Annotated in this window: 23 protein-coding genes and 1 pseudogene; 15 read left to right on the plus strand and 9 right to left on the minus strand. The window is 64.9% G+C overall.

Translation table 11 applies throughout. From position 1 onward, the window contains the following. A pseudogene (locus QZ546_RS08470) lies at nucleotides 1-168 on the plus strand (IS91 family transposase); the annotation flags it as partial. A 403-nt stretch (nucleotides 169-571) separates the two neighbouring features. Here the strand turns inward: QZ546_RS08470 and QZ546_RS08475 are convergent. After that, entirely contained in the window at nucleotides 572-2,455 is a 1,884-nt protein-coding gene (locus tag QZ546_RS08475; RefSeq protein WP_294236156.1) for a metallophosphoesterase, read from the minus strand. A gap of 171 nt (nucleotides 2,456-2,626) precedes the next feature. Here QZ546_RS08475 and QZ546_RS08480 point away from each other — a divergent pair, with 171 nt between their 5' ends. Beyond that, a complete protein-coding gene (locus QZ546_RS08480) occupies nucleotides 2,627-2,896 on the plus strand; it encodes a hypothetical protein (RefSeq protein WP_294236157.1) in 270 nt (89 codons plus the stop codon). Between the two features lie 45 nt (nucleotides 2,897-2,941). Here the strand turns inward: QZ546_RS08480 and QZ546_RS08485 are convergent, their stop codons facing one another. Beyond that, nucleotides 2,942-4,888, minus strand: coding sequence for an FdhF/YdeP family oxidoreductase (locus tag QZ546_RS08485; protein ID WP_294236158.1), 1,947 nt, complete (start codon nucleotides 4,886-4,888; stop codon nucleotides 2,942-2,944). Between the two features lie 62 nt (nucleotides 4,889-4,950). Here QZ546_RS08485 and QZ546_RS08490 point away from each other — a divergent pair, with 62 nt between their 5' ends. The 4 genes from QZ546_RS08490 (at nucleotide 4,951) to QZ546_RS08505 (ending at nucleotide 9,346) form a co-directional block, all read left to right on the plus strand. Next, the gene (locus tag QZ546_RS08490; protein ID WP_294236159.1) at nucleotides 4,951-5,301 is read left to right on the plus strand and encodes an SRPBCC domain-containing protein; all 351 of its coding nucleotides are present in this window, start codon (nucleotides 4,951-4,953) and stop codon (nucleotides 5,299-5,301) included. Between the two features lie 1,358 nt (nucleotides 5,302-6,659). Then, nucleotides 6,660-7,508, plus strand: coding sequence for a CDP-alcohol phosphatidyltransferase family protein (locus QZ546_RS08495; RefSeq protein ID WP_294236160.1), 849 nt, complete (start codon nucleotides 6,660-6,662; stop codon nucleotides 7,506-7,508). Nucleotides 7,509-7,514: 6 nt separating this feature from the next. Next, nucleotides 7,515-8,612 (plus strand): inositol-3-phosphate synthase, encoded by a 1,098-nt coding sequence (locus tag QZ546_RS08500; protein WP_294236161.1) that lies wholly within the window; start codon nucleotides 7,515-7,517, stop codon nucleotides 8,610-8,612. Beyond that, on the plus strand, nucleotides 8,609-9,346 hold the full coding sequence (locus QZ546_RS08505) for an NTP transferase domain-containing protein (RefSeq protein WP_294236162.1): 738 nt from the start codon (nucleotides 8,609-8,611) through the stop codon (nucleotides 9,344-9,346). Before QZ546_RS08500 ends, QZ546_RS08505 begins: the two co-directional genes overlap by 4 nt. 28 nt (nucleotides 9,347-9,374) lie before the next feature. On the opposite strand, the gene QZ546_RS08510 is transcribed toward QZ546_RS08505, so the two are convergent. From QZ546_RS08510 to QZ546_RS08520, 3 genes are read right to left on the minus strand one after another with little or no spacing between them, the layout of a single operon-like run. Continuing rightward, nucleotides 9,375-10,736: an amino acid permease gene (locus tag QZ546_RS08510; protein WP_294236306.1), complete on the minus strand. Its 1,362-nt coding sequence runs from the start codon at nucleotides 10,734-10,736 to the stop codon at nucleotides 9,375-9,377. 2 nt (nucleotides 10,737-10,738) lie between these two features. Further along, nucleotides 10,739-11,977, minus strand: a complete 1,239-nt coding sequence (gene kynU, locus QZ546_RS08515; protein ID WP_294236163.1) for a kynureninase — start codon at nucleotides 11,975-11,977, stop codon at nucleotides 10,739-10,741. Next, complete coding sequence (locus tag QZ546_RS08520; protein WP_294236164.1) at nucleotides 11,974-12,852, minus strand: alpha/beta hydrolase; 879 nt, start codon at nucleotides 12,850-12,852, stop codon at nucleotides 11,974-11,976. Before QZ546_RS08520 ends, kynU begins: the two co-directional genes overlap by 4 nt. Before the next feature lie 184 nt (nucleotides 12,853-13,036). Between QZ546_RS08520 and QZ546_RS08525 the strand changes: the two genes are divergently transcribed. The 7 genes from QZ546_RS08525 to QZ546_RS08555 all read left to right on the plus strand — a co-directional run bounded on the left by QZ546_RS08525 (nucleotide 13,037) and on the right by QZ546_RS08555 (nucleotide 20,986). Then, a complete protein-coding gene (locus QZ546_RS08525; RefSeq protein ID WP_294236165.1) occupies nucleotides 13,037-13,843 on the plus strand; it encodes a transporter in 807 nt (268 codons plus the stop codon). A 94-nt stretch (nucleotides 13,844-13,937) separates the two neighbouring features. Then, nucleotides 13,938-14,144, plus strand: coding sequence for a hypothetical protein (locus tag QZ546_RS08530; protein WP_294236166.1), 207 nt, complete (start codon nucleotides 13,938-13,940; stop codon nucleotides 14,142-14,144). An 819-nt stretch (nucleotides 14,145-14,963) separates the two neighbouring features. After that, a complete protein-coding gene (locus QZ546_RS08535) occupies nucleotides 14,964-15,863 on the plus strand; it encodes a hypothetical protein (protein ID WP_294236167.1) in 900 nt (299 codons plus the stop codon). Further along, the gene (locus QZ546_RS08540) at nucleotides 15,851-17,734 is read left to right on the plus strand and encodes a glycosyltransferase family 2 protein (protein ID WP_294236168.1); all 1,884 of its coding nucleotides are present in this window, start codon (nucleotides 15,851-15,853) and stop codon (nucleotides 17,732-17,734) included. The genes QZ546_RS08535 and QZ546_RS08540 overlap by 13 nt, the downstream gene beginning before the upstream one ends. Continuing rightward, on the plus strand, nucleotides 17,731-19,233 hold the full coding sequence (locus QZ546_RS08545; RefSeq protein WP_294236169.1) for a hypothetical protein: 1,503 nt from the start codon (nucleotides 17,731-17,733) through the stop codon (nucleotides 19,231-19,233). Before QZ546_RS08540 ends, QZ546_RS08545 begins: the two co-directional genes overlap by 4 nt. Then, nucleotides 19,230-20,183 (plus strand): response regulator, encoded by a 954-nt coding sequence (locus QZ546_RS08550; protein ID WP_294236170.1) that lies wholly within the window; start codon nucleotides 19,230-19,232, stop codon nucleotides 20,181-20,183. Before QZ546_RS08545 ends, QZ546_RS08550 begins: the two co-directional genes overlap by 4 nt. After that, nucleotides 20,183-20,986, plus strand: a complete 804-nt coding sequence (locus tag QZ546_RS08555) for a hypothetical protein (RefSeq protein WP_294236171.1) — start codon at nucleotides 20,183-20,185, stop codon at nucleotides 20,984-20,986. Before QZ546_RS08550 ends, QZ546_RS08555 begins: the two co-directional genes overlap by 1 nt. A 121-nt stretch (nucleotides 20,987-21,107) precedes the next feature. On the opposite strand, the gene QZ546_RS08560 is transcribed toward QZ546_RS08555, so the two are convergent. The 3 genes from QZ546_RS08560 to QZ546_RS08570 all read right to left on the minus strand — a co-directional run bounded on the left by QZ546_RS08560 (nucleotide 21,108) and on the right by QZ546_RS08570 (nucleotide 23,103). Continuing rightward, nucleotides 21,108-22,256, minus strand: coding sequence for a glutathionylspermidine synthase family protein (locus QZ546_RS08560; protein ID WP_294236172.1), 1,149 nt, complete (start codon nucleotides 22,254-22,256; stop codon nucleotides 21,108-21,110). Next, nucleotides 22,253-22,630: a hypothetical protein gene (locus tag QZ546_RS08565; protein ID WP_294236173.1), complete on the minus strand. Its 378-nt coding sequence runs from the start codon at nucleotides 22,628-22,630 to the stop codon at nucleotides 22,253-22,255. The genes QZ546_RS08560 and QZ546_RS08565 overlap by 4 nt, the downstream gene beginning before the upstream one ends. Before the next feature lie 104 nt (nucleotides 22,631-22,734). Continuing rightward, the gene (locus QZ546_RS08570; protein ID WP_294236174.1) at nucleotides 22,735-23,103 is read right to left on the minus strand and encodes a glycine zipper 2TM domain-containing protein; all 369 of its coding nucleotides are present in this window, start codon (nucleotides 23,101-23,103) and stop codon (nucleotides 22,735-22,737) included. A 114-nt stretch (nucleotides 23,104-23,217) separates the two neighbouring features. Between QZ546_RS08570 and QZ546_RS08575 the strand changes: the two genes are divergently transcribed. Together QZ546_RS08575 and QZ546_RS08580 are read left to right on the plus strand one after the other, a co-directional pair. Further along, nucleotides 23,218-23,637: a secondary thiamine-phosphate synthase enzyme YjbQ gene (locus tag QZ546_RS08575; protein ID WP_294236175.1), complete on the plus strand. Its 420-nt coding sequence runs from the start codon at nucleotides 23,218-23,220 to the stop codon at nucleotides 23,635-23,637. A 125-nt stretch (nucleotides 23,638-23,762) separates the two neighbouring features. Further along, nucleotides 23,763-24,344, plus strand: coding sequence for a hypothetical protein (locus tag QZ546_RS08580; RefSeq protein ID WP_294236176.1), 582 nt, complete (start codon nucleotides 23,763-23,765; stop codon nucleotides 24,342-24,344). A 65-nt stretch (nucleotides 24,345-24,409) separates the two neighbouring features. Here the strand turns inward: QZ546_RS08580 and QZ546_RS08585 are convergent, their stop codons facing one another. Further along, entirely contained in the window at nucleotides 24,410-24,760 is a 351-nt protein-coding gene (locus tag QZ546_RS08585; RefSeq protein ID WP_294236177.1) for a hypothetical protein, read from the minus strand. Nucleotides 24,761-24,777: the final 17 nt, after the last annotated feature.

Consider the following 24,777-nt stretch of genomic DNA (forward strand, 5'->3'; position numbering starts at 1 on the left):
GTCGCGCCATTGCCAGTCGATGCTCCGCCGACCAGCGAACTCGATGACGCCCGCCCGCCATGCCCATGCTGCGGCGGTCACATGGTCGTCATCGAAACCTTCGAACGCTGGCGACAACCCCGTGCACCGCCGCATGGCACCAGCGCGACCGGGAACACGACGCCATGACCCGGCATGGCCCGGACACATCCCGCCACGCGATTACCGCGCTTCCGGCGTTCAGGCCGCTCGCGCCGGCAGCATCGCCAGCCACATCGACGCGCGGCCAGACCGCCGGTCTTGCCCGACATCCATGGCCAAGGTTCTTCCCGAGTGCCGCATCGCGGTCCGATACGGCGCATCCCGCCCGACAGCACAGCGACCGGCCGACCACCCGAAAACCGCTTTCCCCATAGGCCATCGCCCGCGGCCCGCGGCTTCCTGCTTTGAAGGATATCGTACACCTGCCGGTGCCTGATTTCCTTCGCACTATTGGCCGTTTAGCGCGCACCGACCAGCGCCCGGAAGCCGACATCGCTTTAGGCCGAGGCGAAGGGTTACTCGCCACTCTATCGCGGCCGCTTTCATATCGTCACGTCAGGCCGAACTCGTCGAACTTGATCGGATCACGTGCCGGATAGCGCGTATCGAAGGCGTAGCTGCTGACGGTGCCGATGCCGGTGTCGAGGATGCTGAACGCGGTGATGTCGTTGCTCGATACAAACGGCACCGCCGTGGGTGCCCCCGCCAGTTCGACCATCGGTTGGCGCAGCGTGGGGATCACCGCCGGCCGGTCGTGCGGATCGTCCTCACGTGGATAGTCCTGCTGGTCCCAGGTGAAGCCGGTGCGCGAGGACAGCGCGCCGGCCGCCGGTAAGGCGGAGCCGCGCGGCGATTGCGTTCCGAAATAGGCACCGTAGGTGTTCCCGACGTTCGACGTCTCGAGATAATTCAGCGTGCCCACCTTCGAACGGCACCACAGATGCGAGTGGCCGACATGGACGAGTTGCACGCCGGCGCCGATCAGGAGCGGCTCGATGTCGCTCCGCCACAGGTCCTGCGACAGGGGATAATCGTACTTCACGAACCGCATGCGCCCGGCGTCGATGATCGGCTGGATCTGCCCGTTCCATGTCGCGGCATCGATCGGGAAGGCGAGCGGCCCCAGCGTCTGCACCGCACCCGCCGCGTCGGTATATTCGAAGCTCGCCTGCGTCTGTGCCATCACCGGGACGGCGTTGTCGCCCAGCCCGAACACGGACTGGTGGAACATCACGACCTTGTACTTGGCCGACCGGAATGCCTGGCTCGCCAGCACCTCTTGCAGCCAGGCGTATTGGCGTGACCCCTTGGCAAAGGGATGAAACTGGAAGTCGCCGAAGCCCCATTCCGCCGACTTGTTCATCGATCCGGGCGCTTCGCTGAGCTTGCCCTTGCCCGCAGCGCTCCAACTGCGCCAGATGCGATTGCCGTCCATCGCGATCAGGAACAGGTCGCCGATCCGTTGCGCGTAGTAGCGTCCACCCTCCGGACCCTGCGGCAACGTGAAGATCTCGTTGTACGAAACGATCTCGAAGGAATTGTCTTGGATCCAGCGCTCCCGGATCGCGGCGTCGCCGGAGGGGTTCACCGTCGCCTTGACCTTCTCGTACGCGATCTCGGCATACCAGCGCGGCTGCGGGTCGTTGAACATGGTGTTCAGGGTGTTGGCCGGGTTCCAGCGGCCGGAATATTCATGATTGCCCAGGATCGGATAGATCCAGCCGTTCTGGAGCAGCGCTCCGCCCGTATAGGTGGACTGCGGCTGCCATTTGCGCATCGTTCCCTGCAAGGCAGCGAAGAACGGTGGCAGGTTCAGCGCGCCATTGTCGAACCATTCGGACGCGCGATTGGGGACGTTGACGAGGTCGCCCGCGAAGAAGATGCCGTCGATCGGCGCCTGCGTTTCGAACACGCGCTCGTAATTGGCGGACGCCATCTTCTTGAGTTGCAGATCGGAGGTCAGCAGGATGCGGGTCTTCTGGCCGACGGCGGGCAGGGGCTGGAGGGTCGCCTCGACGCTGCGCATCGTTTTCGTGCCGTCGTTGCTGACCGCGACATAAGGCACCCGCTCGCCTGCTTTCAGCCCGGTGACCACGGCCTCGTGCTTCCACACGTCGCGTTGCGTGAGACCCGTGTAGCTGCGCCCGCCGACGGTGGAGGCGGCATCCTCGTACATCCGCGACAGCGGCGTCGAGGTCGCGCCGACCTGCATCGTGAAACCGGCACCGTAGCGAACGGCGTGATCGCGGCCCTTGAACTCGGTAAACCACACGACACGAACCGAGTCCGTTGTCGGCAACTGAAGAAAGGGTTCGCTCAGCACCAGCGGCTCGCTGAAAAACATCGCGCTCGGCAGTGCGGCGACGGTGGGCGTGGGGCTCGGAATGGGCGCCGGCGCCAGTCCTTCGCCGTCACGGTCGCACGCCGCCAACATGCCGCTTCCCGCAGTCGCGATCGCAAGAAGGCTCGCGCGCCGCGTAAACTCTCGTCTGTCCATATCACCACCCCGCTGACGCGTGGGTCGATGGACCATCATCTTTACGACACCGTGAAGAATTGATGTCCGCCGCAAGTCAGCGGATGGGAAGGGTCCACTATCGTCGACATGTTACGTTTCGCGACCCGACGTTGGCGGAGTTGCGCGAGATGCTGGCCGGTCTGCGATCATGGCCTCACCGGCGTTGGTATCGCTCGGATCGGCACGTTCTCGGTGATGGACGAAGTTGCCGACGGCCGCCTGATCCCGTTACTCGAACGTTTCAATCCGCAGGACCGCGAGCCGCTCCATCTCCTCTTCGTCGGCGGATCGACCATGCCGGCCCGCGTGCGCGCCCTGATCGATTTTCTCGCCGACCGACTGGGCGGTGGCCAGTGAGGTCGACGGCGCGCCAATTCCGACCGCGAGCGGAGTAGAGGGTGATCATGGATGGGCGGATGCCACGCGGCGTAACGTGACCGGCACCGATTTATAGGCCGGCGTGCCACTGTCCCGGTCGTGATCTTCCAGCGCGATCAGGTGATTGGCCTCGGGATAATAAGCCGCGACCGATCCGCGTGCGATGCTATGCGCAACCGCGACCTGACCGGCGAGGATCCGGTCCGGTCCGGCCACGACATCGACCATGTCGCCATGTCGCAGTCCGGCCTCGGCAAGGTCATCGGCATTGACGAAGACCACGTCCCGCCTCCCCGTGATGCCACGATAGCGGTCATTCTGGCCGTAGATGGTCGTGTTGTACTGATCATGGCTCCGGATCGTCGTCAGCACGAGAGGCGCATCGGCATTGCCGCCCGCCCCGTCGGCATCGGGATGGACGATGAAATGCGCCTTACCATCCGACGTGTTCCAGACGCGGTTCGAAGGGCCAACGGTCAGACGAAAGCCATGCTTCTGCCGGACCCGTGCGTTGAAGTCGGCAAAGTCGGGAAACACCTCCGCGATCTTGTCGCGGATGCGGTCGTAATCGGCGACCATCGCGCCCCAGTCGATCGCGGCCTCGCCCAGCGTCGCCCTAGCCAGTCCCGCTACGATTGCGGGTTCGGACAGCAGACCATCCGCCGCGGGCTTCAACCGCCCGCGTGAGGCATGGACCATCGACATGGAGTCCTCGACCGTCACGAACTGCGCGCCGCTTGCCTGCATGTCCTGCTCGGTGCGCCCAAGGCAAGGGATGACCAGAGTCTCGCGCGCCTGGAGCAGGCAGGTGCGATTGAACTTGGTCACGATCGTGACCGACAGGTCCATCTTGCGGAACGCCGCGAAACACGCCTCGGGGTCGGGCATCGCCACCGCCAGGTTGCCGCCCAGCGACAGGATCGCGCGCGAGCGCCCATCGCGCATCGCCTTCAGTGCCTCGACCGCATTATGGCCGTGACGGCGCGGGCTGCGGATGCCGAAGGCCTTGTCCAGCCGCGCGAGGAACGCCTCGGTCGGCAGTTCGGTGATCCCGACCGTCCGGTCGCCCTGCACATTGCTATGCCCTCGCAGCGGACAGATGCCCGCGCCCGGACGCCCGAAATTGCCGCGCAGGAGCAGCAGGTTGGCGATCTGCTGCACGTTGCGCGTGCCATGGCGATGCTGGGTGATGCCCATGCCATAGCAGATGATCACCCGCTCGGCCCGCGCATAGATATCCGCCATGCTCTCGATCTCGGCGCGAGGCAGACCGGAGCGGCGTTCGATCTCCGCCCAGTCGGTCGCGGCGATATCGGCGGCCAGCGCGTCGAAGCCGGTGGTGTGCTCGGCGATGAATTCGCGGTCGAGCCCCCCTGCCCCGCCCGCCGCCAGATCGGCGGCATCCATCGCGAACAGGGCCTTCATCATGCCCTTCAGCATCGCCATGTCGCCACCGACCCGGACCTGATGATAGGCGGAGGCGAGCGGAACGCCCCCCGGCCGGATCATGTCGCCGACATGCTGGGGCGACTGGAACCGCTCCAGCCCGCGTTCCTTTATCGGATTGGCGACGATGATCGCCGCGCCGCGCTTCGCCGCATCGCGCAGCGACGACAACATGCGCGGATGGTTGGTGCCGGGATTGTGCCCGATGCAGAAGATCGCATCGGCCTGCTCGAAATCCTCGAGCGTCACGGTCCCCTTGCCGATGCCGATCGACTGGGGCAGCCCGGTGCTGGTCGCCTCGTGGCACATGTTCGAACAATCGGGGAAATTGTTGGTCCCGAAGGCACGGACATAGAGCTGCCACAGGAACGCCGCCTCGTTGGAGGTGCGCCCCGAGGCATAGAATTCCGCCTGATCGGGATGGTCGAGCCGGTTGAGCGCCTCACCCGCCCGACGAAAGGCCTCGTCATAGCCGATCACCTCATAATGATCGGTCGCCGGATTGTAGCGCAGCGGATCGGTCACGGGCCATCTATCGTGCCTTCCTCGATCCCGAGACCGTCATGTCCTGGCGGCCGCCGAAGGGCATGACCGCAAAAATCTTCCACTTCGATCCACGGCCAGGCGGCGGCTACCGAATGGCATTCATCTACGAAGATGCCGATGCCGGCGAAGGCAACTCGAGCGCTGACGCGGACATCCTAGAGGGGCGGTTCATCGAGTTGGTTCCGGAAGAGAAGATTGTCGAGGCGGTCACTTTCGAGAGCGAGGATCCTTCGCTCGGCAGCACGATGACGATCACGACCCGCCTCACGCCGGTGCACGATGGAACGAAGGTAACCTTCGTCGCCGAAAATGTGCCTCCCGGGATCAGCCCGGTCGATCACAAGACCGGCATGGAGTCGACGCTGAAGAACCTCGCCAATCTCCTTGAGTGAAGCCGGCGTGGTGGCGGCGTTCTCCTCACTTGCTGGTGCTCCTCGATCTTGAGCATCGTTGCTCCGCTAGTGCGACGGCACGTTCGCAAGAAGGACCGGACCCAGTAGGCTGGAATTGGCCTATTTGTGCTCATTTGCGCCGAATCGGCACTCCAGTGCCCTACCCCTTGCGGAACGAATCGCGTCACTGCATGAAGATATCGGATCAGATGTAGAGACCGGATCGTGCTACAGAACCCTCGTGGTTTTGAACTGCCGGTCTAGCCAGATGGTTCATTTTTTGAGCGCGTTCGGGCTCAGGGTCGGCTCTTTGAACGAGTGAGGAGGGTGAACGACCAAGGCATTCGCCTGCGGATCGTGAACGGATGTGCCACAGGCTCTCTTGGATGTCCTGAACTGCCGTTCTCTCTGTCAGGCGGCTGCTCAAGCCGGATCGTGCTACAGGGCCTTTGTAGACCCTGAACTGCCGGATTTGCGCGGATAAATGCGTGTTTGATGTTGCTGCGCCGGGCTGGCCAAGGCTCCATGTGTCATTTCACCCGCGACTTCAGCCGAAATGGCGCATCGCGTAGGATGCGACGCGCCGATTCGATGCCAGATTTATTCTGTCAGGACGCTGCATTCAAAAATGCGGCGCGATATCGCGCGACCAACTGCCTCGACTCGACCGTTGGAAACCGGAAAAAGTTCGAAATGTCTCCTACTAGCGGAGCCACCGGCGCTTTTTTTATATGGAGCCCCCTTCAGCGGGCACCCTCACTTACATCAGACAGCGCAATTTTTACCGTTAAGCCGAATGGCTTGCGGAAATTTGCTTTGCGTTCGACATCTGCGCATGAGCCGTTCGACAGCACGAGATTGAGAGCCTTGCGCTCCGGTGATGTGTCTAGCGGGCAAAGTCGACCAGAGCTCCGGGCGGCGCGCTTTGAACTTCGCGCCGTGTCGTCGTGAACCTAAGCGCGATCTTTCCAGCTTCCAGTTGGATGCGTTCGCCTAGCGATGAGTGAAACGCTGCTCGACGGGTCGGATCTTCCAGACGAACAAACGCGTCGAGCGCGTGTCGGGCCGCCTCAAGGTCAACCCGGCCATCGCTATCCGCTACGGCCAGTGGGCGAGCCGTTTCCGCCGCGTGGCTCACCTCGCCATCGCCGCATACCGGTTCAAATTGCCCACGCCGCCCAGGCGGCAACGCCCTCGATTTCCGGCTTATTCGTCATCAAAATCCGCCCCCTACCCCATTGCTTCAACGGACCTCGCCGGATGCAAGCCCGCCATGGCCACCGGCCTGGCGCGACGCGTGACAAGCCTTTTGCAAATCGCTTGCTAATCCGAGAGCTTAGTCCATAGATTACAATTTAATGACGATTACCATCCCCGACATGTCACGGGACCGCCGGATAGAAGATCCGACAAATCTCTGGATCATTCATCCAGCGGCGCGCTTTCTGCTGCCCTGGTTCATCGCGCGTGGAATCTCGGCCAATGCCGTTTCCCTGGCCGGGCTGGCTTTGGGCACGGCAGCGGCGCTGGCCTACACCCAGTGGGAAATGTGGCCGTTCAGCTTCGTCGGCTTGCTGCTGTCGGTCGGCTGGCTTGTCGCCGATGGCTTGGACGGGATGATCGCGCGGGCCACCGGCACCGCCAGTCCGCTGGGGCGCGTGCTGGATGGGTTGTGCGACCATGGTGTTTTCTTCCTGATCTATGTTTCGCTGGCCTTATCCATCGGCACGTTGGAAGCTTGGGCGCTGGCGGTGGCTGCGGGCATCGCACATGCGGTCCAATCCAATATGTACGAGAGCGAGCGAGCCCGCTTTCACCGTCGTCGCGGTGCAGTGGCGACGATCGCCCCCCCTGCCCCCAGCCGCAATCCGCTTGTCCGACTCTATGACTATTGCGGGGGAATGTTGGACCGCGTCGCCGCGCGGTTCGATCACGCGCTGGGGCAGCACCCTGCGCCCTCCCAGTTTGCGGCAAGATATGCCGCCCTGGCCGTCAGGCCCATGCGGCTGATGAGCCTCTTGTCCGCCAATGTGCGAGTCTACGCCATTTTCCTTACCTGTCTTTTCGGCAATCCACGCCTGTTCTGGTGGTTTGAGCTCATCCCCCTGAACATCGTCCTCGTCTTCGGACTTTTCCAGCACCGCATCGTCGAAAATCGCCTGAGAACAGTGCCGGGAGATCCTTTTCCATCAAATAAGAGGAAATGAGAAGTAATGTCGGCCATCAACATCGCTATCGTCGGGATAGGAAACTGTGCCAGCTCTCTCGTCCAGGGTCTTTCCTATTATCGCGAGGGTGCAAACGAGACGATCGGGCTCATGCACTGGGACCTTGGCGGGTATAAGCCGACCGATATCCGCGTCGTCGCGGCGTGGGATGTCGATCAACGCAAAGTCGGCAAGGACGTATCGGAGGCGATTTTCGCCAAGCCCAATTGCACCACCGTCTTTTGCGAAACCGTGCCCCCCACGGGGACCAAGGTCCAGATGGGGCGTATCCTGGACGGCGTCGCCGAACATATGGCGGACTATGACGATCATCGGACCTTCCTGCCCGCGCAAGAGCAGGAGGCATCCAAGGCGGACGTGGTTGCCGCGCTGCGCGAGACCAAGACCGATGTGCTGATGAACTATCTGCCGGTGGGTTCGCAGGCCGCCAGCGAGTTCTACGCCGAATGCGCGCTCGAGGCGGGTGTGGCGTTCGTGAACAATATTCCGGTGTTCATCGCGAGCGACCCGGCGTGGGCGGAACGCTTCACCCAGGCTGGCGTGCCGATCATCGGCGACGACATCAAGGCGCAACTCGGCGCCACCATCGTTCACCGGGTACTGACCGATCTGTTCGCCAAGCGGGGCGTGAAACTGGAGCGGACCTATCAGCTCAACACCGGTGGCAATACCGACTTCCTCAACATGTCCAATCATCGCCGTCTCGCCTCCAAGAAAATCTCGAAGACCGAGGCGGTGCAGTCGGTCGCGGCCACGCGCCTGGACCATGAGAATATTCATATCGGCCCGTCCGACTATGTGCCCTGGCAAAATGACAACAAGATCTGCTTCCTGCGGATGGAAGGAACGATGTTCGGCGGCGTGCCGATGAACCTCGAATTGCGACTGTCCGTCGAGGACAGCCCCAATAGTGCCGGCGTGGCCATCGACATGATCCGGTGTGCCAAGCTGGCGAAGGATCGCGGTCTGGCGGGTCCGATCGACGCGGCGTCGGCCTATTTCTGCAAGCATCCGCGCTTCCAAATGACCGATGATCTTGCGGCGCAGGCGGTCGACGAGTTCATTGCCGTAGCGGCGGAATGATCGAGACCGGTATCGTTCTCGCGGCAGGCGAAGGCTCGCGCCTTCGCCCTTTCGCCCCGCTCAAGCCCCTCTGCCGCGTCGACGGGCGGACACTGCTTGCCCATGCCGTGCACGGTATGGCGCAGGCAGGGCTGGCGCGAACGGTCGTGGTCGTCGGCTATGAGGCGGAGACGATCGAAGCCTATGTCGCGGCGGAAGACTGGCCGATCGACGTCGAAACAGTGCAGGTAAAAGATCACCGGCACCCCAATGGTTCGTCGTTGCTCGCAGCGGAAGCGCTGCTGTGCGGTGAAGAGGCGATACTTGCGATGTGCGACCATCTGGTCGAACCGGCATTCTATCGGCGAATGGCCGACGCCGATACGGGCGGCGGCGCATCGCTGGGGATCGACCGGCGGCTTGATAGCGATTGGATCGATCTCGACGACGTGACCTGCGTTCAGACGAATGGCGACCGCGTGGTCGGCATCGGCAAGGGCCTGGCCGTTTATGATTGCTTCGATACGGGGGTGTTCAAGGTCGGCAGGGGCCTCTTCGACGCGCTCCGCAGCTTGGACACACCCTCTCTCACCGAGGGCATGCGGCGCCTGGCATCCGACCGGGCCGCTGGCATCAGGGATTGCAGCGATCTTGAATGGATCGATGTGGACGACGAGCGGGCATGGCGCATTGCGGAAACGTGGCTCGCATCACGTCGTCGTAGCGCGAGTGACGCTTACCATCGGCACCGATAGCGGTGAGGAGGATGCCGAGAGCGCACATTCATTCCCGTCGGAAGTTGCGGGGACCCGATCGCCTGACGAGAAGGTAGCTCAGCGACAGTAGAAGAAGAAACGGCACGCCATAGAGCAAGGTCGATGCGAACGGACCGGTGAAGGGCGTAGTGAGCAGGATGGCGGCCATCGCGGTCGCCCCGGCCACACTCGTCAACGGATAACCCCACATGCGAAACGCCTGCGCGCGCGGGCCTGAGCGCGCACGGAAAGCCAGATGCGTCAGGAAGATCATCATCCAGGCGAACATCGCGCCGAATGCCGAGATGCCGATCATCACCCCGAATGCCTGCTGCGGCTGGTACAGGTACAGCAATGTCGCCGGCGCTATCCCCAATGCGGATGCCAGCAAGGCCATTAGCGGCACCCCGTTGGCACTCAACCGACCCAGCGACCTTGGTGCCTGCCCCGCCCGCGCGAGGCTGTAGAGCATACGGGTCGCCGTGTAGAGCTGGCTGTTCATCGCCGACAGCGCGGCGATCAGCACCACGGCGTTGAGCACCCCCGCCCCGCCCGGGATGCCGATCGCCAGCATGACCGCCACGAACGGGCTCGACGCCGTCCCGGCCTCGGTCCACGGGACGATCGCGAGCATCAGCGCCAGCGTGCCGAGATAGAAGATCGCCAGCCGCAGCATCGTGGCCCGAAACGCCCGCACGATCGCCCGCTCGGGATCGACCGCCTCGCCCGCCGCGACCGCGATCATCTCGATGCCGAGATAGCTGAAGATGGAGACGATCACCGCGCTCCAGAGGCCGCCCGATCCATGCGGGAAAAAGCCGCCATGCGACACGTAATTCGCCAGGCCGATCGCAGAACCGGCAGGCGCCCGGGCGACCACCAGCGAACCGAGTAGCAAAAAGCCCAGGATCGCAACGATCTTGATCGCGGAAAAGGCATATTCGATGCGACCGAACAGGCCCACGCTTGCCGCATTGACCAGCAGCAATGCGACGCCGAAGAACAGCATCCAGATCCAGCCCGGCACCGTCGGCAGCCAGAACTGCATATAGATCGCGACCGCGGTCAACTCGGTCCCGACCGCCAGCACCAGCGCCGACCAATAGGCATAGCGCACCACGAACCCGGCCCAGGAACCAAGGTAAAGCTCGGCTAGGTCGCCAAAGGCACCGCTGGTCGGGTGCGCAACGGTCATCTCGGCGAGGCACCCCATCAGCAACAACGCGATGACCCCGCCGATCGCATAGCTGATCAGCACGGCGGGCCCGGCGAGGCCGATCGCCAGGCCGCTGCCCAGGAACAGGCCCGTGCCGATCGCCCCGCCGATCGCGATCATCGCGAGTTGCCCGGAACTCAACCGGCGATGCAGGGCGCCCCCGTCCGGTGCCATGGTCACGTCACCACCTCGCGTTGCTGAAGCCTTTCGTCTTTCCAGGCGCTGGTAGTCATCACGTCGCGGATGATCTCGACCGCGTCCCAGATATCGACGAACCGCGTGTAGAGCGGCGTGAAGCCCATGCGGAGCAGATCGGGTGCGCGGAAATCGCCGACGACACCGCGCTCGATCAGCGCGCGGCAGATCGGATAGGCGTGATCATGCGCAAAGCAGACGTGACTGCCACGCTCGCTCGCCTGGCGCGGAGAAGCCAGTGTGAAGCCGTGCCCCGCGCAGCGCGCCTCCATCAGCCGGATGAAGAAATCCGCCAGCGCCTGGCCCTTGGCGAACAGGTCCGGCAGAGCGACACCGTCGAACTGGGCCAGCCCCGCCTCGAGCGCCGCCATCGCCAGGATCGGCGGCGTCCCGCACAGGAACCGCGCCAGACCCGTGGCCGGTCGGTAGTCCTGATCGAACGCAAAGGGCCGGGCATGGCCCATCCAGCCGGACAGGACCGATGGCAGCGCGTCCTGCAACGCGCGCGCGACGAACAGGAAGGCGGGCGCGCCCGGGCCGCCGTTCAGATATTTATAGCCGCAGCCGACCGCCAGATCGGCCCCGCAAGCGACCAGATCGACCGGCACGGCACCGGCACTATGGCTCAAGTCCCACAGGATCAGCGCACCCATCCGGTGAGCGGCCTCGGTCACGGCGGCCATGTCCAGCCGGTTGCTGGAGCGGTAATCGACATGGGTCAGCACCACCAGCGCGACATCGCCGTCGATCTCGCTTTCGATCGCCTCGCGCGGCGCCGCGCGGACGGTCCAGCCGACGAGCGCCGCCACCGCGTCCGCCATGTAGCGATCGGTGGGAAAACCATCTGCCTCGATCAGGATCGTCCGCCTATCCGGGCGCAGGGCTGCGGCACCGGCGATCAGCTTGAACAGGTTCACCGATGTGGAATCGCACACGATGACCTCTTCAGGCCGCGCCCCGATCAGCGGCGCGATCATCCCGCCCAGCCGCTTCGGAAAGCCGATCCAGTCGTGGCGGTTCCAGCTCGTGATAAGGTCGCGCCCCCATTGGCCCGTCACGACGTCGGCCAGGTGCGACGCCGTCATGCGGGGCAGCGCACCGAGCGAATTGCCATCGAGGTAGATCACCCCCTCGGGGAGCGCGAACCGGTCGCGCATCGGCGCAAGCGGGTCGGCGGCATCGAGGGACAGCGCATCCTGTCGGGTGAATGGCACCGTCATCCTTGAGCGTCCTGCTCTTGAATCGCCAACAGGCGCAACGCCTCGGCAATGGCGGCATCGGCCGCCGGTCGGCCTGGGGTGATCAGCTCGAAATGCCCCTGGTCAGCGATTGTCAGCTTTTGCACCCTATCCCCCTGCTCCTGCATCTTGGCCGCATAATGATCGGCGAAGCAAGGCGGCGCGATCGTGTCGAGGTCGCCCGAGACCAGCACCTGCGCCACGCCGAGCGGCGCCAACGACACAGGCGACGTATCGTTATAAGGATCCGGGTGGGCCATCGTCGCGGGGCCGACAAGCCGATCCACCGTATCGGCGCCGCACGCCTCGGCCGCTGCGTGGCGCACCTCGGCCAGGTCGAGCAGACCGCCCAGGCTGACGACGCCGCTTAAGGCAAGCGGTCGATCCATCCAAAGGACGCTGCCTGCGGGAATGGCATGGCGCCCGGCCAGCCATGCTGCCAGATGCCCGCCCGCCGAATGGCCGACCGCCACGACGCGGGTCGGGTCCAGGCCCATGGCGAAACCGCAATCGCGCAGCAGGTCGGCCGCCGCCGCCACGTCCTGAAACGTGCCCGGATAGCCGCCCCCCGGCACGTCGATCCCGCGATATTCGACATTCCAGACCGCGACGCCCTTATCGACGAACGCCGCAGCCAATCGTCCCATGATGCCCGCCTTGGCGACCGACGTCTGCCAGCAGCCGCCGTGGATCAGCAATATGACCGGAAAGGGGCCCGCCGCTTCCGGCTTCCAGAGTTCGACATGCTGCAACGGATCGCTGCCATAGCTGAACGCGGCCGGAGGCTCGGGCTGCGATAGCTGCTGAAAATCCGCATAGCTCATGACCTGCGGCGTGACCGTGGAATCGAAACACATTGGCAATGGACTATGGCACCGCAGCCAACGGGCGCCAGCCCATTTCTGATGCCCTTGCAGCGCGAACGGCGGTCCATTTCGCGCGCAGAAGCGCCTCGATCGAAAGGCATCGGCCGCTTTACCGTTGCATCGCGCCGACAAACCGATGCAAGGCTTGTAGATCAAAGCGTTACGGGTGTCGGAGATGATGAAGGCGTGGGATTGGCTTCTGGGCGCTGCGATACTGACGATCGGCGCGCCTGCCCTTGCCGACGACGAACCCCGCTTCTGCCCCACCCGGCCGAACCTCGGCGGATCGAGCTGCACGACCGAGCCGGGGCGGGTCCATTTCGAAATATCCGCGCTGGACTGGCAGCGTGACGACCAACCGGACCAGCGCGAAGACCGTATCGTCACCGCCGACATTCTGACCCGGATAGGCATGGGCAAGAACACCGAGCTTCAGTTCGACTGGGTCGGCTATGGCCGGGACCGGACGCGCGACAAGGCCGCGGCTATGGTCGACACCGCAACGGGCACCGGCGATATGACCTTCGCGGTCCGCCAGCATCTGGCCGGCCAGAAGGGAAAGCCGTTCTCGGCAGGTGTGCAGGCCTTCGTGACCGCCGCGACGGGGCGCTATCCGATCGGGGCCGGAACCTGGTCGACCGGCATCATCGTCCCGGTCCAATATGAGCTTACGGAAAAGGTCGCAATTGCGGTGACCGGGGAAGCCGATGCGGCGGCGAACCGGTCCGGCAGCGGGCGGCACCTGGCCTATAGCGAAATCACCGGCCTGCGTTACAAATTCACCGATCAGGTGACCGCCACGGCCGAAGTGTCGCTGGAGCGCGACGACGAACCCGATCAGCATGAGACGTTGGCCATGGCCGCCCTGTCGGCGGCCTGGCGGCCGACAAAAGTCCTTCAGTTCGACATTCTCGCGGCGACGGGCCTCAACGCGGCTGCGCCCGATCTACGGGTCGTCACGGGTGGCGCCATTCTATTTTGATCGGATGCTGATGCAATTACGCAATCGAGACGGTCGCGGGTTCGCCCCGTGCATGATCGTCGGCGAGCGACGCGAAAGCGTCTGAATTCACGGCATGGCGCTGCACTTTGTGGGATTTCGCGGCGACGAATATGGCCGCGCGGTACGGGTCTTCGGCCAGCCGGACTATATTCACATCGGCTGGGACCGCTGGGCGAAATTGGAGATCATGCCCGGCGACCTGGCGGTATTTGCAACCGGGGCGGCAGAGGACGAACCATCCTTCCATAGTTTTCCGGACATTCGGGAAGGATGCTCATAGGATCAGAGGCCATGGCGCGGCCGTTCGCAGATGTGTCGTGCGACGACGTTCCACCGGCTTTTGCAACGCACCGTCACCAGTCGCCAGGACGGGCCCGTTAGATCCAGGAAGCGCTGCCAGGGTGCGGCTTTATGCTCCGGCCAATCTTCAATGGGTGTTTCGTTCGGGCTTGCGCTTGTCGGCTTAGTGGGATGATTAGGGGCGGACGAGGCTGTACCGCAAATCGTTGGCAATCAGGTCCGTCGGTTCGCCCCCTAAAATTCGATCCGTTACGAGAAAGAGGGGCAAGGTGTTCCCCCCAACTTCACGACCGTCTTCGGGCTGCCCCCCAGCCCCTGGGCCCAGCGTCGTGGGCCGATCTTGGCGCGCCGTATCGCTGCTTGGGCGGCGTGCATTTTCGTGTCCCCCCAGAAACGAACCCGTCGCGCGCGCACACTCCAACATTTCATCGAAAGCATCGTTCCTAAGACCATGGAATCACACGCCTGATGATAAAGAAAATTCCTTATAGCCAAGCATTTGGCGATTACGAAATAGCCAGATGCGCGCGCTTACGGAAAGGACAACGCAATAAGTAGAATTTAACTAACATATGACATTGACACGCATATGGTTTCCGCATCGCCATCTCACGACGCGAGTATTGCCCCGACCCGCGCCGGATCGGGCGAACTCCCCGCGCCCGTTCGCCCGCGGCCTTGATCGAAACCCATGTGGACCGTTCTCCATCTTGCGCTGCTGGCAGGTGCCGCCACGCCGTCTGGGGCGACCGAGTCCGCGCGCACGATAATTCGGCGCGACGTGATTGATCTGCGGGACTTGCCCGCACGCTCCCGATTGTCGGCCCTGACCGTCGATCTTCATGGTCGAACGGGCAGCGACGCCCGGCAACCCTGGGTGTCGCTGGCCGTCAACGGCGTCGTGATCGCGCGGACATGGCTGGGTCGTCAGGAGAGCGTCACGCTGCGCGCCGATGTCGACGAACGCCTGTTGTCGATGCGCAGCCTGGTCGAAGTGGCCGCCTATGTGCCGCAATGCGAGACGCCCTATTGCCGCGCCCTTGCCGCATCGGTGCGCGTCGTCGGTCCCGTACGCCAGCACTATGATGCCGCCCGCGCCGACGCCACCTTCGCGCATCTTGCCAGCCGCTATCGGGCCGGCCTGACCCTTTTACAGGGACCGGACGTCGATCCGGCCTTTGCTGCCCTGATCCGCGATGCCCTGGCGCCCAGAACCCGTCCGCTCGCGCAAGGCGGGGGGCTGGTCTATGTCTCGCGACAGCAGCCGCCCGATTTCATCGCGCCGATACGCTTCGATCTCGGCCCGGTGGGCCTCGTCCGTCAGGATGGCGTCCCGGTCGTCCCGCCGGACATGCTGGACAGGCTGACCGTGGTGCAGGTGCTGCGGACCGGCGACCATCCCGTCATCTGGGTACGCCCCGGCCGGGACGTGCCGCGCAAGCTGGATCTGGATAGCGGCGACATCGGTATTTTCGGACGCGGCGGAAGGCTGATGGCCTTTTCCTATTCCAGCGACGCACGGACCCTCCATCCCGCTTACGGCCCCGGCGTCGATGCCGACGGATCGCAGCGAGCGAGACGGATCTGGCGCTGGCTCCTCCTGATCGGCTGGGGAGCGGCCAGTGCCGGCCTGGGCTTGGTCTATCGCCGCCTGCCCCGGCGCGTGACGGCAACGGAGGCATCGGCATGGGCCGCCTGACGATCGGCGATTCCTGGACCGCCGACTTCCTGGTCGAAAACGGCTTCCTGTCGCTCGATCAGTTCGACGAAGCGCTCGATCTGATGGAGCAATGGGACCGTTCGCTGTCGGACGTGGTCATGTCGCGTCGCTGGATGACGCCGCAGGATTTTCATCGCGCGGCCGCGCGGCGCTTCGGCATGACCTTCGTCAACCTTCAGACCGATCCGCCCGACGAGACGCTGCTGATCGAGGCGGAAGTCGACGATTACATGCGCGAACTGACGATGCCGTGGCGGATGCAGGATGGGCGCATGGTCGTCGTGACCGCCCATCTGGGACCGGAATCGGTCCTATACGCGCGCCGCCGCTGGGGTTCCAAGATCGACATGGTCGTTACGGCCAAATTCGACGTCCTATGGTCCCTGCAAAAGGTCTTCAGCGCCCGCCATTCGCACCGGGCGGTTCACGAACTGGCGGATGCCGACCCGGAAATGTCGGCCCGCACGGTGTTCACCCGGGCGCAGTTGCTGGTCGCCTGGGCCGGGCTGACCCTGTTGTGCCTGGGACTGGGTTTTGCGCCCACCCCGACCCTGATCGTCGTCAACACGATCACCAGCGTCTTCTATCTGGGCAATTTCGTGTTCCGCGGCGTCCTAGTCTGGGCGGGCGGGCGGCGCAGCCAGGATCGCCACCGCGCGGTGGCGATGGAGGCGCGACTGCTGCGCGACGAGGATCTGCCGGTCTATACCGTGCTCGTCCCCATGTTCCGCGAGCCGGAAGTCCTGCCGATCCTGGCCGGCGCGCTGCGCAAGCTCGACTATCCGCTGGGCAAGCTCGACATCAAGATCGTTCTGGAAGAGGGCGACGACGAGACGATCGACGCCGCCAAGCGACTGGGCCTGGAGGGAATTTTTGAGATCGTGCGGGTGCCGCCGTCACAGCCGCAGACCAAGCCCAAGGCGTGCAACTATGCGCTGCGCTTCGCGCGCGGCGAATATCTGGTCATCTTCGATGCCGAGGACAAGCCGGAACCCGACCAGTTGCGCAAGGTTGTCGCGGCGTTTCGCCGGTCCCCTCCCGACGTCGCGTGCATCCAGTGCCGACTCAGCTATTTCAACGCGTCGGAAAACTGGCTGACGCGGATGTTCACGCTCGACTATTCCCTGTGGTTCGACCTGATGCTGCCCGGGCTCGAGCGGCTGGGCATCCCGATCCCGCTCGGCGGCACGTCGAACCATTTCAAGATCAAGGTCCTGCGCGAGCTTCACGCATGGGATCCGTTCAACGTCACCGAAGATGCCGATCTGGGTATCCGCATGACCCAGAAGGGGTACCGGGTCGGCCTGGTCGATTCGACCACCTATGAAGAAGCCAATGTCTCGCACGCCAATTGGGTGCGGCAGCGCTCGCGCTGGATGAAGGGCTATATGCAGACGTGCCTGGTTCATACCCGGCGCCCGCTGCACCTGATGAAGACGGTCGGTCCGCTGGGGACGCTCGGCTTTGTCAGCTTTCTGGGCGGAACGGTCCTTTCCGGCCTGCTCAATCCCATTTTCTGGGCGGTCTTCCTCTTCTGGGCCGTGACCCAGACGGGGGGCTTCGACATCGTCTTCCCGCCGATGCTGCTCTACACCAGCATGCTGAACCTGCTGATCGGGAACGGCATGTTCATCTATCTGATGATGCTCGCGCCGTTCCGGCGACGCTGGGTCGAACTGGCGCCCTATGCGCTGACGGTCATGTGGTATTGGGTGCTGCTGTCCGTCGCCGCCTGGAAAGGCGCGTGGCAGCTCGTCACCCGGCCATTCTACTGGGAGAAGACCCAGCACGGTCTGTCGAAATTCACCGCGGCCGAAGTCTCCAGCGCATTGGAGGAACAGGCGGCATGAGCGGCGTTCCGTTCCCCGGCGCCGCGACGCGCGGCTGGCGTCGGCGACTGGCGATGCCCGCCGGCATCGGCATTGCGCCGTCGACGCTCCTCGCCATTCTGGTCGCCGTGGCGGGCTATCGCCTGGCCGCGCGGATCAGCGAACTGGGACTGTGGCACGACGGCACCGCGCAACGGGCGGGGCGGGCGATCCTGTCGGCCGCGGGCCAGTCCGACCCCACCGCCCTTCTCACCAGCTATCCGCCCCTGCCCTATATGCTGCTCGTGATCGGCGAGATGCTGGGGCGGCCACTCGGCCTGGATCCGGTCGCGCTGGTCGATGCGGCACTGCTGGGTGGCCTGGCAGCGCGATACGGGGGATCGCTGGCAGAAAGGGGGGCGTCGACCGGCATCGTCATGCTCCTCGTCCTGCTGCTGGCGCTGCACCCGCTGTCGATCACCGCCATCACCCGGGGGCCGCAGGGCTTGCTGATGCTGTGGGGCAGCTGGGTGCTGGGGCGGAGCATGATGGACACCCGCACGGTCACCGGCATCAACGAGACGATCGCGCTGTCGCTGGCGCTGCCGATGCTCGCCATGACCGGCGCTCAGGGCGCGGCGATCGCGGTCGGGGCCATCCCCTTTCTGATCTTCGCGGTGCCCCGCGACCTGGCGGAGCGGCACTATCTCGGCACCTATCTGGTACTGCTGTTCCCGCTGGTCCTGTCCGGTCTGTCGCTGTTCGCGCTGTTCGTCATCATCCTCCATACCCCGCTGACGGTCATCATCGGGGATGTCTATCATGCAGTGCGTAGCGGCACGCCCCCTGGCTGGGCGATCGTGACGCTGGCCCCGATCGCCACGGCCGGCGTGGCGGTCATCGCCGTCCTGCTGTCGACGATGCGGACCGCGCCGCGTGCCTTGCGGGAAAGCGTCGCGGCCGGACTGGCGAGCCTGATGCTCGCGTCGGTCCTTGTCGTGGCGACCGGGATCGCCCGTCATCCTGGGGAACTCCTGGTCCCTGCCCTGGGCTTTGCCGCCGGGGTCTCGACCCGCTGGCCGGTGGAGAAGCTGGGGCAGGCAGGCCTGTCGATCCTCGTCGGGGCGCTGGTCGCGGCTCCGGTGATTCTGGGCACCGACGCCAAGGCGAACGGGCTCGTCATGCAGCTGATGGCGGAGCGGACCGGCGCTGTCTCGCCCGATCGTGCGGTCGGCCGCTATCTGGTGGGGCATCGGGGCGTCATGATCGACGCCCTGGCTCACCCGGCCGTGGTGGCCGAGCGCGGCAGCGCCGCCGACCTGCTGACCGACCGATCCCCCGTATTCGGCGTCTCGGTGCTTGCGCACCGCGTCTTCACGCCCGCCGTGGCGGTTCGCGCGCATCGCCCCGGCGAAAGCGACGACGCCATCAGCCGCAGTATGCCCAAATTGTTCGAGCAGGGTCCGCCCGGCTACCGGCTCGTCTTCGATCGGGACGGCTGGCGGGTATGGGCGCGCACAGAAAGGTCGAAAATCCCGTGAACAGCGCACGCATTCTACTGGTCGACGACAGCGCCGAGGCCCGTGACGCGGGCATCCTCGCGCTGGCCACGGGGGGATTTGCGCAGGTGGAGGGCGCCAGCGACGCGGATCACGCCTATGACCTGCTGGGCATTCAGGATGGTCCCGCGCCCCCTGCCTTCGACTGCATCCTGCTCGACATCCTGATGCCGGGCGTCGACGGCATAGAGGCCTGCGCCGCCATCCGGTCGTCGGGCCGGTATCGCGACGTGCCGATCATCATGGTCAGCGGCCAGAACGACGTGTCGTCGCTCAACCAGTCCTTTGTCGCCGGGGCGAACGACTATGTCACCAAGCCGTTCAGGCCGATCGACCTTCTCGCCCGGACCCGCGCCGCGCTGCGTTTCAAGCGGGAGATCGATCGCCGGCGCGCACGGGAAAAGGCCCTGCGCGACAAGACGACGGCGCAGGAGGAATCGCGCGGCTTTCTCCCCGACCTGTTGATCGCCAGCCGATCGCTCCTCGATGCCGAACTCCGTCTGGCCGCCGACAATGGCGTGGATACGACGCTATGTGCGCTGCAGGTTCGCGCGCTCGAGCCCTATCGCCTGGAGCATGGTGCCGCCGCGGCGACACGGCTGATGCGCCAATTGTCGATGGCATTGTGCGACGTGCCCGCACCAATGGGTGCGGTGCTCGGCCTGTTCGACGACGGGCTGTTCCTGTCCATCGCCCCCAATGTCGATCCCATGGGCATGGTGGCATTTGGCGAGGCCGCGCTGGCGCGGATCGACGCGCTGAAGCTCCCCCATGGCGCATCGGCACGCGACCTCCATGTCGCGCTGGATGCCGTCGTCGACATGGCCGGCGGCGACCGGCTGCTGCTGCTGCCCGGCGAGATGATCACGCTGCTCGAACAACAGCAGCGGCGCAGGCCCTCCCTTCCCCTCCCCGATATGGACGCCCTCTGATGAAACACGCCACCCGCTCCATCCTGGCCGTCGCCATCGCCTCGGCCGCGCTCGTCCATGCCACGGCGGCCGAGGCGTCGGCCTGGACGTTGCCCAAGGGCAAGGGACAGGTCCTGGTGACCGGCGTCTATTCGCACAGCGACCGGGGCTTCGACGCGAACGGCCGAACCATCGACATCCCCGATTATGACAAGCAGGAAGTCTATGTGCTGGGCGAATATGGCGTCACCGACGACCTGACGCTGATCGCCGCGCCGAGTTTCCGCCACGTCGGCATACAGGGGGCGACGGACGACACCACCGGGTTGGGCTATACGGAACTGGGGGGGCGTTACCGTCTCACCAGCGGATCCCGCTGGGTCGGCTCGCTGCAGGCGACGGCGCGGATCCCGGGAACGCGGCGCCGCGACGCCCTGGCGCAGGTGGGCAGCACCGACGCCGAATATGACGTGCGGGCGCTGGGCGGCGCGAGTTTCGTGATCGGGCGCATGGCCGGCTTCGTCGATCTGGAGGGCGGCTATCGCGTGCGGGCGGGGGATCCCCCCAACGAGTTCCGGGCCGACGCGACCCTGGGCATCCGTCCGGCCAAGCGCGTTCTGCTCTATACGTCCGTATCGAACAGCTGGTCCGACGGTGCCGGCAAGGGCGTCTTCAAGGCGTATCGCTATCACAATGCCTTTCTGAACGCCGCCTATGATCTGAACGATCGCTGGTCGCTTCAGCTGGGCGGGCTGGCGACGGTCGGCGGGGAAAATGCCCTGCGCGAGCGCGGCGGCACGGGAGGCCTGTGGTTCCGGTTCTGAACGCCGTGCTAGGATTTGGACGTCCGACCCGGATCGGTTCATCGTCGACCCGGTCCACCAGATACCGGGCCTGACCGCCACCGGCGCTGTCTTCACCCCGGACAGCGCCAGCCACCACGGATCACCCGTCGATCACATGCGGCACGAACCGGGCGGTGTTGGAGGTGATCAGCCCGTCCTCGCGGATGCCCATTCCCGCCGCCGCGCCGTCCACCACCCAGCTGCCCAGCACCGGAAAACACCCCGGCACCGCCTCGGGCAGACGGTAGAGCGACTGGTAGATATAGCCCTCTTCGCCATATTCCCCCGCCGTCTCCGCCACGATGGCCCCGGCGCGGCGGATCGAGACGTTGGCGCCCTCGCGCGACAATAAGGGCTTGGCGACGGCATCGCCGGCCGGCACCGTGAAGCTGGCGGGCAGAAGGTTCGGATGGCCGGGAAACAGGTCCCACAGCACGGGCAGGATCGCCTTGTTCGACCAGATCATCTTCCACACCGGCTCGATCCAGGTCAGGTCGCCACGCGCCAGATTGTGGAGCAGCGGGGTCGCGAATTCTTCCCGGACCAGCCATTCCCAGGGATAGAGCTTGAACATCGCCTCGATGCGCAAATCGGCTTCGTCGACGAAACACAGCGCATCATGATCCCAGCCGATCCGGTCCATCAGGATCGGCACGGTGGTAATCCCTGCAGCCTCGGCCGTATCGCGGATATAGGCGGCGGTGACCGCATCCTCGCCCGCCAGGTCCGCCACATGCGCAACGTGCAGCGTGGCGGGAAGATCGGGCGCGATCTCGGCCCAGCGGGCGACCAGCGCCTCGTGCAGGCTGTTGAACTGGTCGAGCGCGGGAAAGCATTCCTCCTTCCACGCCCATTGCACCACCGCCGCCTCGAGCAGCGAGGTCGGCGTGTCGCAATTGAACTCGAACAGCTTGGGCGGCCCCGATCCGTCATAGCCCAGATCGAACCGCCCGAAATTCAGCGCGGGCGGCTCCGCCTCCCAGGCTTCGCGGATGGGGTCGTGAAAGGCGGCGGGAATGGCGAAGCGGTCGAGCAGCCGGGGATCGCTGACCACCGCCTCGCCCGCCGCCAGGAACAGGCGATACAGCTCGACGGTCGCCCGCTCGATCGTGTCGACCTGTCCCGCCGTGAAGCGATAATAGGCGCTTTCGTCCCAATAGGGCCGCTCGCCCCCGTCATGCCAGATCAGGCCGAGCGCCTCGACCTTCGCGCGCCAGTCGGGACGTGGCGTCAACTTCTGACGGATCATGCGTGGATACTGCCGAAGCGCGCGGCGGAGGAGCCGAACCCACCCCGGCTGACCGCCGCCGACCGCGTCATCGCGCTGCCGGACGGTGCTGCGGCATAGCGCGCACCGGGTGCGGCCCGGAAGCTGCCGCCCGTCGCGCGCTCTCCGTAAAAGGGAATGGCACGCCCCCGCCCCAGGAAGTACCAGAAGGCTCCGCCGCCGCCGCCGACCCGCGTCTGGCGGCAGCGATCATCGGGCAGTCGCTTGCCCTGCGCATCGGTGCAGATGGCGGTATCCTGATCGGCGGTCCAGTTATCGTCCGCCTTGGCCCGGTTGCATCCGCTTGCCAGCAAGGCTGCGGCCATCGCAGTCGTCCATTTGAGATTCAAAGCCATTTCGTCCCTCCCCTTTATATCATGGGCCAGGACGCGGCATGTTGGCTAGGGGGACGCAAGAAGGGGCGCCGATGCCGGACATCGGCACCCCTCCGCTACGAAGCTTAGCGGCAGCGGACCTTGCCGCGATCGATGGAGCGGCCCAGCAGGGCGCCGCCACCCGCGCCCAGCAGCGTGCCGAGCGTGCCACCGCCGATCACATTGCCCAGCACGCCGCCACCGACCGCACCAATCACTAGGCCGGTGGTGCCGTCATTGCGCTTGCAATAGGTACGACCATCGCGGCCACGAAAAATCTGGTCATCGCGGGTCAGGCGACGCTCGCGATAATTGCCACGGCGATAATCGCGCGATGCATCCCAGTTGTCACGATCGCCGTGCCAGCGATAGTCGCGATCCTGCGCGACGGCGGGCGTGGCGGCGATCGGGGCGGCAACGGTAACGACGGCCAAAGCGGCGAGCAGGGCTTTCATGGCAGGTCTCCTTATCCTCAAGCCCGCACAACGCTTACCGAATGAACCCGTTCAATTCACTTCGTCCGATCACCCGGGCTGGCACCGATCCCTCCGCTCGGGCATTGAGCGGTCATGCGCCAAGCCACCACGATCCTGTCGGTCGACACCCATGGTCAGGGCCTGACCGAAATCACCCGCCCCGTTACCGCCTGGGTCCGCGAACAGGGGATGGAGGAGGGTCTGCTGACCCTGTTCTGTCGTCACACCTCGGCATCGCTCATTATTCAGGAAAATGCCGCGCCCGAGGTGAAGACCGATATCCTTGCCTATTTCGCCCGACTCGCGCCCGAAGATGCCCACGCTTATGCCCATGATGACGAAGGGCCCGACGACATGCCCGCGCATCTGCGTACCATTCTGACCGGCGTCCACCTGTCGATCCCGCTGATCGGCGGACGGCTGGCGCTGGGGACTTGGCAGGGCATCTATCTGTTCGAGCATCGCCGCGCGGCGCATCATCGGCAAATTGCAATCCATATGGCCGGCATGTGACGCACTATTCATCGCGGGAGCCAAACCGTTCATCGACCGTTCTGGCGAGATAGGCTAAACGGGCATCAGCTACAGGGCTGTTGCCGTCCGGCCTGGTCGGGCGGCAAGGAAAGGAAGAAGTGTCCATGCAATTCGGTCGGAAGATCGCGCTCGCGCTGCTCGGCGCCAGCACCCTGATGGTCGCGGGATGCGCGACCGAAACCACCTATCGCCCGGCAACGGGCACGGGCTTCTACCGCACCGGCTATTCGGACCAGCAGCTGGAGCCCGGCCGCTTCATCGTCAGCTTTGCGGGCAACACCGTGACGTCTCGCGATACGGTCGAACGATACCTGCTGTTCCGCGCCGCGGAACTGACGCTGGCCAATGGCTATGACTATTTCGTGATGGCAGACCGCGACACCCAGCTGCGTTCGCGCACCTATTCGACCCCCGGCGCCTTCGGCCCTGGTTTCGGCGGCTGGGGCGGCGGCTGGTGGGGTCCTTCGTGGCGCTATTATGGTCGCGGTTTCGGTTGGCGCAGCTGGGATCCCTTCTGGGGCGATCCCTTCTTCGGCAACAACATGGATATCAACACCATCGACCGCTACGAAGCGACGGCCGAGGTCGTGATGCGCAAGGGCCCGATCCCGCGCGACAATCTCCGCGCCTTCGATGCCCGTGCGATCGTCAACACGATCGGGCCGACGGTCGTCATGCCGAAATAATCGGGCTCCATCACCGAGCCATCGGGGCGGTCACCCATTGCGGTGGCCGCCCTTTTTCTTTGGGGTCAGGGCTGCCCACCGCGCACCCGGCGCGCATTGACCAGGCCGCGCAGTGCCTCGGTCCGGTTCTGCAACTCGGCCTGTTCCGATGGCGACAGGCCATCCGAGCCGAAACGGTCCTGAAGCGACCCGATCGCCGCATTCTCCCGCCGGAAGGACCGCGTCTCCTCACGCGTGATGTCGCCGCTGCGCTGCCCCTCACGGATCGCCCGGCGGATGGCGCGGCGGTCGGCATCGACACTGGGCTGGCCGGGCATGGCGAGAATATCGGCCGGCGGCCCGGCACTGACGAACTGCGCGGGAGCGGTGGTGGGCAGTGCGGCTGTCATGACGCCCAGAATCACATAGCGCTTCATGCGTGTTCCTCCCTCTC

The sequence above is a fragment of the uncultured Sphingomonas sp. genome, from assembly GCF_913062585.1.
GTDB lineage: Bacteria > Pseudomonadota > Alphaproteobacteria > Sphingomonadales > Sphingomonadaceae > Sphingomonas.

What these genes read in the sequence shown, in the direction of transcription:
- QZ546_RS08475 (WP_294236156.1), bottom strand. Translation starts at nt 2,455, where the DNA reads ATGTTGGCGGCGTGCGACCGTGACGGCGAAGGACTGGCGCCGGCGCCC.
- QZ546_RS08480 (WP_294236157.1), top strand. Translation starts at nt 2,627, where the DNA reads ATGTTACGTTTCGCGACCCGACGTTGGCGGAGTTGCGCGAGATGCTGG.
- QZ546_RS08490 (WP_294236159.1), top strand. Translation starts at nt 4,951, where the DNA reads ATGACCGCAAAAATCTTCCACTTCGATCCACGGCCAGGCGGCGGCTAC.
- QZ546_RS08495 (WP_294236160.1), top strand. Translation starts at nt 6,660, where the DNA reads ATGACGATTACCATCCCCGACATGTCACGGGACCGCCGGATAGAAGAT.
- QZ546_RS08500 (WP_294236161.1), top strand. Translation starts at nt 7,515, where the DNA reads ATGTCGGCCATCAACATCGCTATCGTCGGGATAGGAAACTGTGCCAGC.
- QZ546_RS08505 (WP_294236162.1), top strand. Translation starts at nt 8,609, where the DNA reads ATGATCGAGACCGGTATCGTTCTCGCGGCAGGCGAAGGCTCGCGCCTT.
- QZ546_RS08510 (WP_294236306.1), bottom strand. Translation starts at nt 10,736, where the DNA reads ATGGCACCGGACGGGGGCGCCCTGCATCGCCGGTTGAGTTCCGGGCAA.
- kynU (WP_294236163.1), bottom strand. Translation starts at nt 11,977, where the DNA reads ATGACGGTGCCATTCACCCGACAGGATGCGCTGTCCCTCGATGCCGCC.
- QZ546_RS08520 (WP_294236164.1), bottom strand. Translation starts at nt 12,852, where the DNA reads ATGTGTTTCGATTCCACGGTCACGCCGCAGGTCATGAGCTATGCGGAT.
- QZ546_RS08525 (WP_294236165.1), top strand. Translation starts at nt 13,037, where the DNA reads ATGATGAAGGCGTGGGATTGGCTTCTGGGCGCTGCGATACTGACGATC.
- QZ546_RS08530 (WP_294236166.1), top strand. Translation starts at nt 13,938, where the DNA reads ATGGCGCTGCACTTTGTGGGATTTCGCGGCGACGAATATGGCCGCGCG.
- QZ546_RS08540 (WP_294236168.1), top strand. Translation starts at nt 15,851, where the DNA reads ATGGGCCGCCTGACGATCGGCGATTCCTGGACCGCCGACTTCCTGGTC.
- QZ546_RS08545 (WP_294236169.1), top strand. Translation starts at nt 17,731, where the DNA reads ATGAGCGGCGTTCCGTTCCCCGGCGCCGCGACGCGCGGCTGGCGTCGG.
- QZ546_RS08555 (WP_294236171.1), top strand. Translation starts at nt 20,183, where the DNA reads ATGAAACACGCCACCCGCTCCATCCTGGCCGTCGCCATCGCCTCGGCC.
- QZ546_RS08560 (WP_294236172.1), bottom strand. Translation starts at nt 22,256, where the DNA reads ATGATCCGTCAGAAGTTGACGCCACGTCCCGACTGGCGCGCGAAGGTC.
- QZ546_RS08565 (WP_294236173.1), bottom strand. Translation starts at nt 22,630, where the DNA reads ATGGCTTTGAATCTCAAATGGACGACTGCGATGGCCGCAGCCTTGCTG.
- QZ546_RS08570 (WP_294236174.1), bottom strand. Translation starts at nt 23,103, where the DNA reads ATGAAAGCCCTGCTCGCCGCTTTGGCCGTCGTTACCGTTGCCGCCCCG.
- QZ546_RS08575 (WP_294236175.1), top strand. Translation starts at nt 23,218, where the DNA reads ATGCGCCAAGCCACCACGATCCTGTCGGTCGACACCCATGGTCAGGGC.
- QZ546_RS08580 (WP_294236176.1), top strand. Translation starts at nt 23,763, where the DNA reads ATGCAATTCGGTCGGAAGATCGCGCTCGCGCTGCTCGGCGCCAGCACC.
- QZ546_RS08585 (WP_294236177.1), bottom strand. Translation starts at nt 24,760, where the DNA reads ATGAAGCGCTATGTGATTCTGGGCGTCATGACAGCCGCACTGCCCACC.